General features: G+C 41.6%; 14 protein-coding genes. 5 read left to right on the top strand and 9 right to left on the bottom strand.

The window, feature by feature from the left end; translation table 11 throughout:
- Positions 1 to 412 precede the first annotated feature (412 nt).
- Positions 413 to 790 carry a transporter gene (locus FKN05_RS04135; protein WP_170886952.1) on the top strand — a complete coding sequence of 126 codons (378 nt, stop codon included), beginning with the start codon at positions 413 to 415 and terminating at the stop codon, positions 788 to 790.
- Between the two features lie 134 nt (positions 791 to 924).
- On the opposite strand, the gene FKN05_RS04130 is transcribed toward FKN05_RS04135, so the two are convergent.
- The 6 genes from FKN05_RS04130 to FKN05_RS04105 all read right to left on the bottom strand — a co-directional run bounded on the left by FKN05_RS04130 (position 925) and on the right by FKN05_RS04105 (position 5,985).
- On the bottom strand, positions 925 to 2,028 hold the full coding sequence (locus FKN05_RS04130) for a phosphoribosylaminoimidazolesuccinocarboxamide synthase (protein WP_170886951.1): 1,104 nt from the start codon (positions 2,026 to 2,028) through the stop codon (positions 925 to 927).
- 162 nt (positions 2,029 to 2,190) lie between these two features.
- Complete coding sequence (locus FKN05_RS04125; protein ID WP_249339265.1) at positions 2,191 to 2,601, bottom strand: ImuA family protein; 411 nt, start codon at positions 2,599 to 2,601, stop codon at positions 2,191 to 2,193.
- 284 nt (positions 2,602 to 2,885) lie between these two features.
- A complete protein-coding gene (locus FKN05_RS04120; protein WP_099612311.1) occupies positions 2,886 to 3,071 on the bottom strand; it encodes a hypothetical protein in 186 nt (61 codons plus the stop codon).
- A gap of 159 nt (positions 3,072 to 3,230) precedes the next feature.
- Positions 3,231 to 4,211: a J domain-containing protein gene (locus FKN05_RS04115; RefSeq protein ID WP_099612312.1), complete on the bottom strand. Its 981-nt coding sequence runs from the start codon at positions 4,209 to 4,211 to the stop codon at positions 3,231 to 3,233.
- Between the two features lie 217 nt (positions 4,212 to 4,428).
- The gene (locus FKN05_RS04110) at positions 4,429 to 5,112 is read right to left on the bottom strand and encodes a DUF2786 domain-containing protein (protein WP_099612313.1); all 684 of its coding nucleotides are present in this window, start codon (positions 5,110 to 5,112) and stop codon (positions 4,429 to 4,431) included.
- A 189-nt stretch (positions 5,113 to 5,301) separates the two neighbouring features.
- Positions 5,302 to 5,985 (bottom strand): DUF3334 family protein, encoded by a 684-nt coding sequence (locus FKN05_RS04105; protein WP_161428253.1) that lies wholly within the window; start codon positions 5,983 to 5,985, stop codon positions 5,302 to 5,304.
- A 326-nt stretch (positions 5,986 to 6,311) separates the two neighbouring features.
- Here FKN05_RS04105 and ydiJ point away from each other — a divergent pair, with 326 nt between their 5' ends.
- Both ydiJ and FKN05_RS04095 read left to right on the top strand, forming a co-directional pair.
- Positions 6,312 to 9,350 carry a D-2-hydroxyglutarate dehydrogenase YdiJ gene (gene ydiJ, locus FKN05_RS04100; RefSeq protein ID WP_161433938.1) on the top strand — a complete coding sequence of 1,013 codons (3,039 nt, stop codon included), beginning with the start codon at positions 6,312 to 6,314 and terminating at the stop codon, positions 9,348 to 9,350.
- A 239-nt stretch (positions 9,351 to 9,589) separates the two neighbouring features.
- Positions 9,590 to 10,051: a methyltransferase family protein gene (locus tag FKN05_RS04095; protein ID WP_161428109.1), complete on the top strand. Its 462-nt coding sequence runs from the start codon at positions 9,590 to 9,592 to the stop codon at positions 10,049 to 10,051.
- Between the two features lie 37 nt (positions 10,052 to 10,088).
- On the opposite strand, the gene FKN05_RS04090 is transcribed toward FKN05_RS04095, so the two are convergent.
- Positions 10,089 to 10,814, bottom strand: coding sequence for a DUF3581 domain-containing protein (locus FKN05_RS04090; RefSeq protein ID WP_428767848.1), 726 nt, complete (start codon positions 10,812 to 10,814; stop codon positions 10,089 to 10,091).
- Between the two features lie 223 nt (positions 10,815 to 11,037).
- Between FKN05_RS04090 and yqfB the strand changes: the two genes are divergently transcribed.
- The gene (gene yqfB / locus FKN05_RS04085; RefSeq protein ID WP_212752244.1) at positions 11,038 to 11,337 is read left to right on the top strand and encodes a N(4)-acetylcytidine aminohydrolase; all 300 of its coding nucleotides are present in this window, start codon (positions 11,038 to 11,040) and stop codon (positions 11,335 to 11,337) included.
- A 104-nt stretch (positions 11,338 to 11,441) separates the two neighbouring features.
- Here yqfB and FKN05_RS04080 read toward each other — a convergent pair whose 3' ends face one another.
- Positions 11,442 to 11,762 carry an HI1450 family dsDNA-mimic protein gene (locus FKN05_RS04080; protein WP_099612318.1) on the bottom strand — a complete coding sequence of 107 codons (321 nt, stop codon included), beginning with the start codon at positions 11,760 to 11,762 and terminating at the stop codon, positions 11,442 to 11,444.
- A gap of 2 nt (positions 11,763 to 11,764) precedes the next feature.
- The gene (gene yeiP, locus FKN05_RS04075) at positions 11,765 to 12,331 is read right to left on the bottom strand and encodes an elongation factor P-like protein YeiP (protein ID WP_099612319.1); all 567 of its coding nucleotides are present in this window, start codon (positions 12,329 to 12,331) and stop codon (positions 11,765 to 11,767) included.
- A gap of 180 nt (positions 12,332 to 12,511) precedes the next feature.
- Between yeiP and FKN05_RS04070 the strand changes: the two genes are divergently transcribed.
- The gene (locus FKN05_RS04070; protein ID WP_099612320.1) at positions 12,512 to 13,279 is read left to right on the top strand and encodes a nucleotidyltransferase domain-containing protein; all 768 of its coding nucleotides are present in this window, start codon (positions 12,512 to 12,514) and stop codon (positions 13,277 to 13,279) included.
- Positions 13,280 to 13,283: the final 4 nt, after the last annotated feature.

The following is a 13,283-nucleotide window of genomic DNA, read 5'->3' as shown; positions in this document are numbered from 1 at the left end:
GACGATTTTTTATCCGCAGAGCACAGCGAAAAAAAGCTTTAGGCAATGGCGATTTACAACTCTCAGTGGAGTACCATCTTAAGCGTAAGTGGGTTTATGTTATCTACCAAAGTGGGTTACGGAAAATGGTACTAAAACGTAGGGAATTACCGCATTGGGAACGCTACCGAGCGCAATTTAAAAAGTAAGTCGAGTGGTTGATATTGTATAAATTTCTTTCATCAACGAAAATATTAATCAACCAGACACATATTGAGGTGAATTTGTACACGGCTTGTTACTGTATTGGTTTTTATATTCCGCTTAGATTCAATTTATAAGCATAGAAGATTGTTTTTATATATCACATTGATATATAAGCAAGTCTGCATAATAGTAAGGAGGTTAGGATACTATTGAGATCGAGGCAGATATGGACCCATCACAACGCATCGCTGTCGTGTTTGATTACACCAATTTTTTAGGTGTATCTTGTCGTAAAAAATGGACCTTTTCAGAAGCTTTATTATCCTTTTCCCCAATCTTTGGTACGGTTTGGCAAGATACCGTCAAACTCAGCCAAACTCAGGAAGAGCGGCTATGGGAGATGGCGTTACGGCGTTTATCTACTCGTAGAAGTGACGAAACCAACTTAATTACGTTACTTAAATTGGCCAAATTAGAAGGGATTGAAGAGCTAAAATTGGTTATGCCCTATGCACTTGAGCCGGAGCAAATCACTTTGATTCAAGAAAAAAGTGCCGCTCAGATTCAAGCGTTAGAGAGAGATGAATTTATGATTACTTTATAAGGGTGTTGCATGTGAACCGTATTCTCGATTCAAATAAAAATCGCCAGCTTAAGCCAAACGGTATTCAATAGGGTGAAATTACTTATTACGGTCATTTCACCCAGTTTCCTTGTTTCACCTTATTGGGTGTGGCATTAGTCAATTAATCCATATTGATCGCGTAAAATATCGATAATTTCTTGCTTAGGATTTGTACTTAATTCAATAGGATGCCCTACAATTTTTTCTGCGATACCAAGATAGACATGAGAGATAGCCATGAAAGCCTCCAGTGGGAGCGCGTTATCACGAGCAAGTGCTTCTCGTTCTAGCATCCGCTCTTTGTTTAATAAAATATCGGGATCTGAAAAATAGTTGAGTAAGAATTGACGAAAGCCCTCTTTAGAGTTTTCGACAATTTTTCCAGATTGGTAGTGGTATTCATCCCAAATTCGCGATGAGTCGGGGGTTCCTACTTCATCCATGTAAATCAATTTTTCTTGTCCATGAACATCAGTGACATAGCCAAATTCAAACTTAGTATCAACAAAGATTTGTCCAATTTCTTTTAATGCATGGCTAATGGCAGTAAAGCCTTGTTTTAAAAGGTTTTCATAGAGATTAATATCAGATGCTTGGTTAAAGTTGAAGGCGGCAAAATTTGCTTCAATGTCTTGCCGTGTCACATTAACATCATCCGCTTCTGGTACGCCGGGAATGCCTTTTAAAATCCCTTTCGTGGAAGGGGTAATCAACAACTCGGGTAGCGCGGTATCTTTTTTTAACCCCTCTGGTAAAGCGATACCACAGAATTCTCGTTCTCCTTTTTCATAGGCTCGCCACATGGAGCCCGTAATATATTGACGGCAAATCGCTTCAATTTTGATCGGTTTGGCTTTTTGAACGATCCACACCAATGGATGAGGAATGTCGACAATGTGGCTATCAGCCAAACCTTGCTGCTTAAACAGGTTAAACCAATGATTTGAAATGGCATTTAGAGCTGCTCCCTTGCCGGGAACACCATGAACGTCTCCCTCCGCATGCCAAATGCAGTCAAAAGCGGATATCCGATCACTGATGACCATAATAGCTAAAGGGGCATCTTCAGCAATGGGGTAGCCCTTTTGCTGAATCAGACGTTTACTATCTTGTTCCGTTAGCCAGTAAACAGAGCGAACTTTACCGCTATGAACGGGGTGATGGGTACGAATGGGGAGGTCGTCATTGACGGCAAGAACTTGATCAGCAAGGCTCATTGAGACATTCCTATCTGGGTTAAACGTCGTAGAGAAAAGAAAGCAGTCGGCATCAGGACAACTGCCTTGGTCACAGAGCGCATCATACCAGAATTATTGATGTTCGCCAGAAAAAAGCAAACGATTGCTTTGGTTACTGTCTCTTTCCGGTATGTTGCGATTTTAATGGAAGGCGCGTGTCAATGAGGTTAGGAAAAAAACCTCACATTGATGCTCGGCTGCCATATGTGCCAGTAGTTTTTGACTGATGAGATCAATATCGCCAGAGGCAACAATAGCGCTTGCATTGTTTGATTGAATCGCTTTCATCACGATTTCAATTTCAGATCGGGTCTGAGAGGCTTTTAAGTGGATAATTTTTTCACATTGGATTTGATAAGCCGCTAATTGATGATATTGGGGACGAGGGCATTGCGCAGTATAAAAAATCCATTGTTTTTGTTGTGACAGTTTAGCCAATCGCATCATGACTCTATCGTTTATTCCACCATAAACGGCAGATGGTGTTGGGTAAGAGGCCGTTGAAGCATTTCCACCAATCATAAGAGAGGGGACGAAATTAGTGTTGAGCATAATACTGTCCTTTAATACATGCTGTATGTTTATACAGTATTATGAATTGTTATCTGGATCAAGCCATGCGTCGCTATCTTATCCATTCTAAAATGGCTTTTGGAGTAAGTATTTTTCTTTATTCTATTGATAAATAAGGCAGGTTATTTTTTGTCGTAAAGAGAGAAGAAAATCTTATTTTGTGATCAAGTAGAAATTTCTCGTGTGGGGGTATCGATCTGTCGTTATTTACATGCCAGTAAATATCGGAGCTTGCAGTACAAAAAAACGCCATGTGGCGCTTTTTATATCTGTTGTGTTGCTCGCCGTTGCTGCTGGGCAATTTCAGCTAAATTAAATAGCCGTACATCCATTCGTGCTAAATCATGACAACGGTGGCAAGCATAATGGGCTTTTCCATCAATATATTCATGTTTGGTCAGTAATCCTAGTTGCTTACACCAGTCACACATGCCTTCGCTATTAAACATTTTCCCACCTTGATCATCTTGGTTTTTATCGCGGCGTATTATCACATAAAAGCAGCATTAAGTTAACTTTTTGTTATTTTTTGCGACAAGAATCGGTAGGATTACAAAATTAATTCAAAGAAACGGGAGAGTTAAACAAGTTTAGTACCTGATCTGCATTTATTTGTTGGTTTTTTGTAGTATTAGTTTGAGTGATTCGTTAAGCCTTTGCATTTCAGCATTGCTGCCTTGTGAGTCTGGGTGATAAATTTTTGAAAGTTGCTTATAGCGTGCTTTAATCATACGTTCATTCGGGAGTTGGTCTGGATTAAAGCCAAACAAGGCACAGGCGAGTTTCCATTGTTGTTCGCCATCTTTCTGCTGACGACGAGAAAGCTCTCGATAAAGCTTATTTAATTGCTGTTTTTGTTGCTGGATCATTTGAGCTTGTCCACGTAATTGCTGATGTAATTGTTCTATTTGGTTACTCGGAAGTGTGCTAGATAAGCGCAAATCAGGTTTCAGTAAAAAAGACCATGACAGCGTCGCAGCAATAATTATCAGTAGTAAGCCAATGATCAGCGGATAAGTCTTTGATGAATTAGCAGGGCTACGTTGTGAGATATCAGGAGTTGGTAATGTTTGTAAGCCTGAATCGACGTTTGCTTGCTCTAATGCGTTAATATTGGCAATCTGTTTTGCTCGTTGCCGGTTGAATTTCTTTTGTAAAATCAAAGAATAATGACGTTCGGCTTCAGGGTCGCGATCGGCAACGCTATAGAGCCAAAGTTCCGCCATTGTTAATGCTTCAGGGAAAGGAACATCCCGTTGGTACATTTCACCAATGGTCATGGCAGCTTGAGTATTGCCTAAATTTGCTAACTTAATCAGCCAACGTAGTGCTTGCGCTGTGTGCATTGGCTGATGAGTATCAGCTAAATAGTGATCAGCTAATTGCTCCATCGCTGATGTGTCTCCTTGCTGCGCGGCTTGCTCTAGCTGATAGAGATTATCTGGTGTTGTGTGGTGCTCGACGCTGGTGTGTGAGGTGTATTGCGTAGGTTGGGTGTTACTTTGTCTTGTTTGGCTTTGCCATAATTGCACTTGGTTAGCGTGGCTGAGAGAGGGAATCAGCATCAGTAATATGAGGAGTTGTGACATCAACGGTTTCATTTGATACCCTTGCGACTTGAAGCTACAGTGATTTTGGTGACCTTAGCTGATTATAGAATTTTTTAGCCTATTATTTCCTATAGGGTAGTGAGAATAGCAAAAAGCCCAAATAGGGCTTTGTGAATGAGATTAAGTCACTTACTTGAGTGAGCTGTTTTAGTGCGTCATCGTATCAGCGGCTAATGTCTAGAACTCATAAACCCGATTACTTTAATAACTTCGGTGTTTGTGCACCGTCGATGGGGCGATTTACGGATACTTTTCGTCCTTTTTTTAATCCCACTTCATAGTCAGCCGTTAGATTTTTCATAGCCTCTTTGAGCTGCTGTTTAAAGGTTTCTCTATCAATATTTTGAAATTCTTTATCAATATAATTATTAATTTTATTGGTTGAGTCTTCATCAGGCGTGATGGTCGGTAGTTTTTCTAAAGCGCCTTCAACCCAACCTGATAGAAATGAGTTAACTCGACGCGAGACTTCACTGGTGGGAGTTCCACTGCCTGCGAAACTGTTACGAAATTGTCCCGTTTGTTCATTCATTTCACGGTAGATAATGTCAAAAGCAAAGGCGGCAAAGATGGCACGATCGGCTTCACCAATAAATTCAACCCGCTTTAAGCCTTTGTGATTAAGTAATACCGCCTCGACGCCAAATTTAGTATTGATGCCTCGAATCACACGCAGAATTCCAGCGCTAATAGAGGCGGGGAGTAAGTGGGTTGATTGTGTTTTCCCCATTTTAATAAACTCAATATCGTCTTTATCTAGACCATACTTGAGCATAAGCCGATGAGCCATCTTGATAGCATTCGCGGCTTCATTCACATTAGCTGAATTGCCTAATTCAAGGCATTTGGCAATTTTCTTTAAGGCTTTTTGTTTATCCATCGAGTTATAAAAACGGTTCCATGGCGTTGAGAAAAGTCAGACATTTTACCGTTTTTATTGCAGAAATTAAAGCACAGTAGGCCAGACATATACTGACTCAACTGTTATTTATGCAAGAAGAGGGGAGTGAGCGATAGTCATATGATGAAAAGGACAACCGCTCATGATTATCTAACGATGTTGAGCCTATTATAGGCCGAGTTCATCGAGCAAATCGGAAGCCAAGTCTGCATTAGGCGTTTCGTTTTTTTTCGGTTCGGATGACATTTTTTGCCGAGTTGCCTCTAGGATGGAATCCGGGCTTTCATCATCTTGTACCTCAAATTCTTCTAATTGAATAAATTCCGTTTTATCCATAGCAAGTTCTAAATAAAAAATATGGTTATTTTCAGTAGAGAATGTAACACGACGAGCTTGTGGTCGGTCGAGATTAGTGTCTACCGATAAGATAACTTGCTTATTTAATGACAACATTTTGGGCTGATTTTGAGTAATATTGGTTTGTAGTTCTTTACGCACCTTGTTAGTGAAATCACCCACTAACTGGTTCATTAATTCGCCTAACACATCTCCCACTTCATCGGATGTGTGTAACACAGCAAGTTCTTCCTCGGGTATGCCCATATTTCGCATATATTGAGAATAGACTTCCAAGGCGGCTTTGGCGGTAAAGTTAATCACGACTAAACCTGAAAACCCGCCATCAAATAAGACAAAACAGCCAAAATCTGGTTTGAGTGAGGTTTTGCTAATCTTCTGTACCATTGCAGAATAGGTGATATGGGTATCTGTCGCAGCTGACAGCACCGAAGAAACGGATTGGCAAAGTTTTAGTAAGATGTCTTCTGTGGTAACAATTTTATTCTTTTTCATAACTACACCCGTAGAGACTCATTTTTAGCGGAAATGGGATGATCCTTTTCCTCGTTTAGTAGGTAGTAAGCAGCCAGATAGCTGCGCACATTTTATAATCATAGCGTTTATGTCTGGTTATGGGTGGGTTGTCAACGGACATTTGCAAATGTTTGGCGATATAAACAGGTCATAACATAAGAAAATACCCTTTCAACGGATGTGTAGCAGAGATTCTGATTTGATCACCTTTTTAAATGTTGTAAAGTGATCAGATTCAAAGAATAAAATCAAACTAACCCATAAGCCAATGCTGATTGGATCAGCGTAGTACGGGCAGGAAGCAAATGTTACCAAGACTTCATCTTCAATCTGATGTTGACCCTGTTGTGTTAACGTTTTTACATGAGCTTAAAACGGCAGGTTTTAGCGGTGATATAGAAACACAGTATGCAAGCCGCTTAGCAATGTCGACCGACAACAGTGTTTATCAACAGTTACCACAAGCGGTTATTTATCCAAAGTCCACGCATGACGCCTCACTGATTGGTAAAATTAGTGTTAAGGCAGAATTTGAACGAGTAACCTTCTCCCCGCGTGGCGGTGGGACGGGTACTAATGGTCAGTCATTAACCAAAGGGGTTGTGGTTGATCTTTCTCGCTATATGAATCAAATACTTGAAATCAATCCTGAGCAGGGATGGGTGAGAGTACAAGCGGGAGTGATCAAAGATCAACTAAATGACGCAGTGCGTCCATTCGGCTTTTTTTTCTCGCCTGATCTTTCAACCAGTAATCGAGCAACTCTCGGCGGGATGATCAACACGGATGCTTCCGGACAAGGTTCACTCAAGTATGGTAAAACCTCCGATCATGTACTTTCGCTGCAAGCGGTGTTTGCCGATGGTTCTATTTGGGAAACTGATGGGTCACGGGGCGAGCCGAAAGAGGGAGAGTATGCCTTTATTGCCAAGCGGGTGACAGAAGACGTTTGTCGTCGTCATCGAGAGCAAATTCTCGCAAAATTTCCACCCTTAAACCGTTTTTTAACCGGTTATGATCTAAAAAATGCCATTAATGAACAGAACGACCAGTTTAATCTCACCCGCGTATTATGCGGGGCTGAAGGTTCTTTGGTTTTTATTACTGAAGCAAAACTGAATCTCACTCCAATTCCTAAAGCTCGTACGTTAGTTAATGTAAAATATGACAGTTTTGATTCAGCGTTGCGCAATGCGCCGTTGATGGTGGAAGCGAATGCCCTTTCAGTAGAAACGGTCGATTCTAAAGTGCTTAATTTAGCAAAAGAGGATATCGTTTGGCACAGTGTTAACGATCTCCTTACCGATGTCCCTGGCAAAGAAATGCAAGGGATTAACATGGTGGAATATGCCGATCATGATGAAAGCACGGTGAGCGCTTTGGTCACTCAATTGACTGCGCGGCTAGACGATATGATGGCGAATCAGCAAGCCGGTATTATTGGCTATCAAGTGTGCAGTGATCTCGCTAGTGTTAATCGAATTTACAATATGCGTAAAAAAGCGGTCGGCTTGTTGGGAGCAGCAAAAGGGCGAGCCAAACCTGTCGCGTTTACTGAAGATACGTGTGTTCCTCCGGAACATCTTGCCGATTTTATTGCTGAGTTTCGAGCGTTGCTTGATGGTAAAGGTCTCGCCTACGGTATGTTTGGTCATGTCGATGCCGGTGTATTACATGTACGCCCGGCATTGGATTTGTGCGATCCAAAGCAAGAGCTATTGATGCATGAAGTGTCGGATGAGGTCGTGAAATTAGTCGCTAAATATGGCGGTTTAATGTGGGGTGAGCACGGTAAAGGGTATCGTTCAGAGTATGGGCCTGAATTTTTTGGCGAAGAATTATTTACCGAACTTCGGCGGGTTAAGGCGGCTTTCGACCCACATAATAAAATGAATCCGGGTAAAATCTGTACTCCGCTCAATAGCAATTTTGAGTTGGTTAAAGTATCAGGTACTAAACGTGGTTATTTTGACCGACAAATTGATGTCAAAGTCCGTGATAGCTTTAAACAAGCGATGGAATGCAACGGCAATGGTTTGTGTTTTAACTACGACACCAGTTCCCCGATGTGCCCATCAATGAAGGTTACTGCCGATAGACGTCATTCTCCAAAAGGTCGCGCAGGATTAGTGCGTGAGTGGTTGCGTCAATTGACCGAGCAAGGCATTGATATTCTAGATTTAGAACAGCAAACATTACAGAAAACCGCGACGATAAAAACGTTGCTTGACCGCGTACGCCATGGAATACAAAAGCATCGTCAGTATGATTTCTCTCATGAAGTGTATGAAGCTATGAATGGTTGTCTAGCCTGTAAAGCGTGCGCTAGCCAGTGCCCCATTAAAGTCGATGTTCCTAGTTTTCGCTCACGTTTTCTGAATATTTATCATTCGCGCTATCCTCGTCCAGTGAAAGACTATTTAGTGGCGAATATCGAAACCCTGCTCCCTATAATGGCTAAAGCGCCTAGAGTCGTGAATGGTGTTGTCGCTCAAAAATGGGTAAGAAGTTTAACCGCCAAGACCGTTGGTTATGTGGATACACCGTTATTATCAGTGCCTACGTTAGCCGCTCGAATACGTCGCCACCCGCTGCTTGCTTTTGATATGCAACATTTGATGTCGTTGAGTCAACAAGAACGTGAGCAGCACGTTATTATCGTTCAAGATCCATTTACGAGCTATTATGATGCGGGAGTGGTTGAAGACTTTATCGCTCTGTTGGTTAAATTAGGTAAAAATCCTATTTTATTACCCTTTAAACCCAATGGTAAGGCGCAGCATATCAAAGGGTTCCTGAAGCAATTTCGTTCAACTGCTGAAAATGCAGCAGGATTTTTATCACAGGTGGCGGATCTTAATATCCCGATGGTTGGAGTTGATCCAGCGTTAGTCCTTTGCTATCGCGATGAATATGTGGAAATGTTAGGCGATGAGCGTGGTGATTTTGAGGTGCTCACTGTACATGAATGGTTGTTACCGCGTTTGAGTGAGTTTAATAGCAAAGAGATGGGCGATACTGAGCCTTGGTATTTATTAGCGCATTGTACCGAAAAAACTAAATTGCCTAATGCAGAAAAGGAGTGGATGGCAATATTTAATCATTTTGGTGCAGTGCTACAAGCTGTTGCTGTGGGGTGTTGTGGGATGGCGGGCACCTTTGGACATGAGCTGGATAAACTGCAAATGTCCAAAGATATTTATGCATTGAGCTGGCAACCAACCCTAGATAAGTTACCTAAAGATCGCTGTTTAGTGACTGGGTATTCTTGCCGTAGCCAAGTAAAACGGTTCGAAAAAATACAACCGAAACATCCACTACAGGCTTTACTGCAATTGATTTAAGAGGCCATCGGTTTGACGGTTGTTTGGCATTTAAACCTGACGTAAGTTTTGAGTATTTTCGCCCTCATCGAGGGCGTTTTTCGGGGCGGTTGACCCCTCGGCCAGCGTTCGTGGCTCCTTTTTATGGCGTTATCAGCTTATCATGTAAAGTAACCACATTTTAAAGTCTCTGCCTTGTGTAAATAAATCACAAATCGTTGTAAAACAGCTGGAAAGGTCAATAAACCTGAGGAGTCAAGATGCGATATTTAGAATTGAAAATCCCGCCAGTCGCCCTTTTTTTAGTGACTCTGGTGTTGATTAATCGACTGCCTTATTTTATTCCATATGCCAATATGAATCTTCCGTATCGAGAAGCAATTTTTGCGCTCTGTTTTGTCTTATCTGGGATTGTTGGTTTGGCCGCTGTGCTACAGTTTCGTTTAGCGAAAACAACGGTCAACCCCACTAAGCCTGAACAGGCAGTGACGATAGTCGATTCTGGTATTTTTCATATTAGCCGTAATCCGATGTATTTGGGGTTACTATTATTGATTGTTGGGAGCGCTTATTGGCATCAAAACTGGGGGGGCGGTTTTATTGTGATATGTTTTGTGCTTTATATGAATCGTTTTCAAATTCAGCCTGAGGAACGGGTGTTAGAACGGGTATTTGGCACAGCATACACGAATTATAAATCACGGGTTAGGCGTTGGATATAATTAGATTGCTCCACCGAAGTCGGTGGAGCAGAGTGGTTTACGCCGCTTGCGCTAATCCAGCCAAAAACTGCTGTTTACGATCATTAAAACGCTGAACGAGATCATCGATATCTGATTGAACATAAGGTTTGAGCCCACTAGCCACCATCCGTTTCGTGCCTTTACCGACTAATTGGCCTTGATCATTAAAGGTGAAGTTCAAGGTGACGACGCCTCGTTTACCATTCACATCAAAGGTGGCACCGCTAAACTCCACTTCCGGTTGGCTTAGATCCAGCCGCTCAAATTCCACTTCCATACTTTCATAAATGACCAGTGGCCGCTGGCAGTTGATCATCACTTGTTGCTGCTCCATGAGCGGTACCAGAATATGTGGAAAGTTCATCCCAGAAAACTGCACATAGTTTTGAATCACATGCTCAATAAATATTGGGTCATGGCACACATCACCATCGCGTTGCATCAATAGATACTCTTTACCCGATTGATCGACCAATGCACTCATTTGGCTAGATTGACTTTCGACATGCAGCGCAACGCCATCGCTGACCATTCCTGAGAAGTTAAAGCGCATTTTTTGGCTGATGCCCGTTTTTTTCAATAACACGGCAAACAACAGATCGCCTGGTACGCAGAAACGCTTGCTATCTTCGTCATGGATCGGATTAAAATCACCGGCAACTTTTTTTGCAAAGTGGCTGGCTTGTTGACGAGTAAATTGGAACTGATGTTCAGTCGATGAAAAATAAGGTTTGAGCATAATGAATACTTGTCGATAAAAACTGTTACCGATTATAGCCCCAAGAAAAGTTTTAATGGTCCAATCAGTGTTAACTGGTGTCGCTGGGGAAACTAAATCGAGTGAATTAACGCTTGGTTAGTGTAAAATCGAGGTCTATTCCTGACACTTAATCGGCCATTAATTTAGCCATTGCCTTATTGGATAGTAAAATATGTTAACGCCATCAGCGACCATTCCCACTCAAATGACCTTTTTCTCACGTTTTGAAAGCGATATTCTAGCAGGGAAAAAAGTGATTACCATCCGTGATGAAAGTGAGAAAAATTATCAACCCAATTCCATTGTTGAAGTCAGTACCTTAGAGGAAGGCCGTTGGTTTTGTCGCTTAAAAATCATTAATGTTGAACCCATCCAGTTTGATGACTTAAATGAGTTTCATGCTCAGCAGGAAAATATGACGCTAACGGAGTTGAAACAGGTGATCAGCGATATTTACCCAGGAATAAAGCAACTGTATGTGATTCATTATCAGTTAGTAGAATAACGACTCTTTTTGTTACCTGTCACGTCAAGTGGTTTGGTCACCGCATAAAAAATGCCAGCTCGTGATAAGTTGGCATTTTGACGGTTAGGTTGACATGACTAACGTTAGTCACGTTTCCAGCGAATATGGCAAGATTTATGCGTGGGATCGCGGCTTAGCAATAAGCTCGCAAAAACATCATCTAATACGTCATTGGTTTCGTTCACTAAGCCAATTCGTATTTCAGCATAGCGCTCTTTATCGACGCTAAAGCCAACTTCCGCATCCCAATCATCACTAATATCAACCACTTCAGCTGCGCCACGTTCATCAAATTGAGCGACGAAAAGTAGCACATCAGCGGGTTCAAGATTATCTTCCGCCATTTCTAAAAAAATGTCGTAAGCGGTGTCGATGGCTTCATCGTAACTGAGCAATTCAGCCATGATTATGCTCGGTTCATAAATTTGCGTTCTGCCGTATTAATAACAACACGATCACCGGTTGCAATATATTCAGGTACTTGGATAACGAGGCCTGTCGCAAAGCGAGCCGGTTTGGTTCGTGAAGATGCCGATGCTCCTTTAATGGAAGGATCGGTTTCCTCAATGACCATCTCTACCGAAGAAGGCAGTTCAATCGCAACGGGAGCACCATCAACCAAGACCACTTGCAGACCCTGAATTTCTTCAGTGATAAACAGCAGTTCATCTTCAATATCCGCTTTTTTGAAGGTGAACTGTGAATAATCTTCATTATCCATAAAGATATAATCATCACCATCGACATAAGAGAAAGAAACGTTGCGTTTGTTCATCTCTACCGTATCAAGAAAATCGTCAGATTTATAACGCTCGTCAACACGAGCCCCCGTGGTTAAGTCTGTGCAACGCAGTTTATAGATTTTAGAACCGCCTCGACCACCGGGAGTCGTCACTTCAATATCTTTGATTAACAATGTCTTGCCGTTAGAAATAATGGCAAAACCTTTTTTTAGTTCACTTGCTTTTGGCATGGAAAATACCCTTTGTGCTTGATTTCGGCGCATTATAACTAAAGCTTCACTAGAAAAGAAATACTTGCACTACGATTAACAAGCCTAATCAAATCGGTTTAGTCATGTTTTGACTATTGCTTCAAGCTAACGCATAAGAGATCATAACCTTATGTTGAGCTTATAGAGTTATTTTCCGGCATGACCTTGTCGCCTATCGACCCCCAACAACTTTTTCAAACCGCTTATCAACCCGCGATTAAAGAGTTACTCGCTTTATTACGTGCCGGATTAGGCAAACAATTACATAGTGTGTATTTGTATGGTAGCGTGGCACGCAAAACCGCCCGTCCTCATCATTCTAACTTGGATGTGATTGTGGTGACTTATGGTTCGATTGAAGAGACTCGAACAGCGTTAATTAATACCATTCGCTGGCGTTTTCAAAAACGCTTTGCGTTTATCACTGATGTCAGTTTTAAAACTGCGGAAGTAAAAGAGGTAGCAAGTTTAGACAGCCTATTCTCTTGGGGTTTCTTGTTACGCCACTGTAGCGTTTGTATTTATGGCGATAACCTTGCGGAATGTTTTGGTGATTATGAACCGAGTTGGGAAATTGCTAAACATTGGAATATGGATGTTGAAGATTGGTTATTGTTCTATCGTGAGAGTATTGTCAAAGCGAAGCGTGATGATCAGCAAGTCCAAGCACAACAGATTATTGCTAAAAAACTACTGCGCGCCAGTTATTCATTGGTGATGTATCAAGACAAAAATTGGTTTGATGATCCACGGCAGTGTGGCGAGCAGTTTTTACGTTATTACCCAGAGAAACAAACCGAGATTGACCGTTTAAAGATTCTACTGAAAGGGCGAGTGATCGCCAAGCGTTCGGTGATCGGTTTATTAGATAGCTTTGGCCCTTGGTTAGTTAAGCAATACCAAAAGACTGAATTTAAGATAGGTTAATGTT

Origin of the sequence: Vibrio sp. 1-1(7) (assembly GCF_013048485.1) — a bacterium.
Lineage (GTDB): Bacteria > Pseudomonadota > Gammaproteobacteria > Enterobacterales > Vibrionaceae > Vibrio > Vibrio fujianensis.
This window is presented reverse-complemented; position numbering and strand designations above follow the sequence as displayed.

Bases quoted from the DNA above. Each gene is read 5' to 3' on its own strand.
- FKN05_RS04115 (WP_099612312.1), bottom strand. From the start codon at position 4,211: ATGTCACAACTCCTCATATTACTGATGCTGATTCCCTCTCTCAGCCAC.
- FKN05_RS04125 (WP_249339265.1), bottom strand. From the start codon at position 2,601: ATGCTCAACACTAATTTCGTCCCCTCTCTTATGATTGGTGGAAATGCT.
- yeiP (WP_099612319.1), bottom strand. From the start codon at position 12,331: ATGCCAAAAGCAAGTGAACTAAAAAAAGGTTTTGCCATTATTTCTAAC.
- FKN05_RS04110 (WP_099612313.1), bottom strand. From the start codon at position 5,112: ATGGATAAACAAAAAGCCTTAAAGAAAATTGCCAAATGCCTTGAATTA.
- FKN05_RS04080 (WP_099612318.1), bottom strand. From the start codon at position 11,762: ATGGCTGAATTGCTCAGTTACGATGAAGCCATCGACACCGCTTACGAC.
- FKN05_RS04120 (WP_099612311.1), bottom strand. From the start codon at position 3,071: ATGTTTAATAGCGAAGGCATGTGTGACTGGTGTAAGCAACTAGGATTA.
- FKN05_RS04105 (WP_161428253.1), bottom strand. From the start codon at position 5,985: ATGAAAAAGAATAAAATTGTTACCACAGAAGACATCTTACTAAAACTT.
- FKN05_RS04135 (WP_170886952.1), top strand. From the start codon at position 413: ATGGACCCATCACAACGCATCGCTGTCGTGTTTGATTACACCAATTTT.
- FKN05_RS04130 (WP_170886951.1), bottom strand. From the start codon at position 2,028: ATGAGCCTTGCTGATCAAGTTCTTGCCGTCAATGACGACCTCCCCATT.
- FKN05_RS04095 (WP_161428109.1), top strand. From the start codon at position 9,590: ATGCGATATTTAGAATTGAAAATCCCGCCAGTCGCCCTTTTTTTAGTG.
- ydiJ (WP_161433938.1), top strand. From the start codon at position 6,312: ATGTTACCAAGACTTCATCTTCAATCTGATGTTGACCCTGTTGTGTTA.
- yqfB (WP_212752244.1), top strand. From the start codon at position 11,038: ATGACCTTTTTCTCACGTTTTGAAAGCGATATTCTAGCAGGGAAAAAA.
- FKN05_RS04070 (WP_099612320.1), top strand. From the start codon at position 12,512: ATGACCTTGTCGCCTATCGACCCCCAACAACTTTTTCAAACCGCTTAT.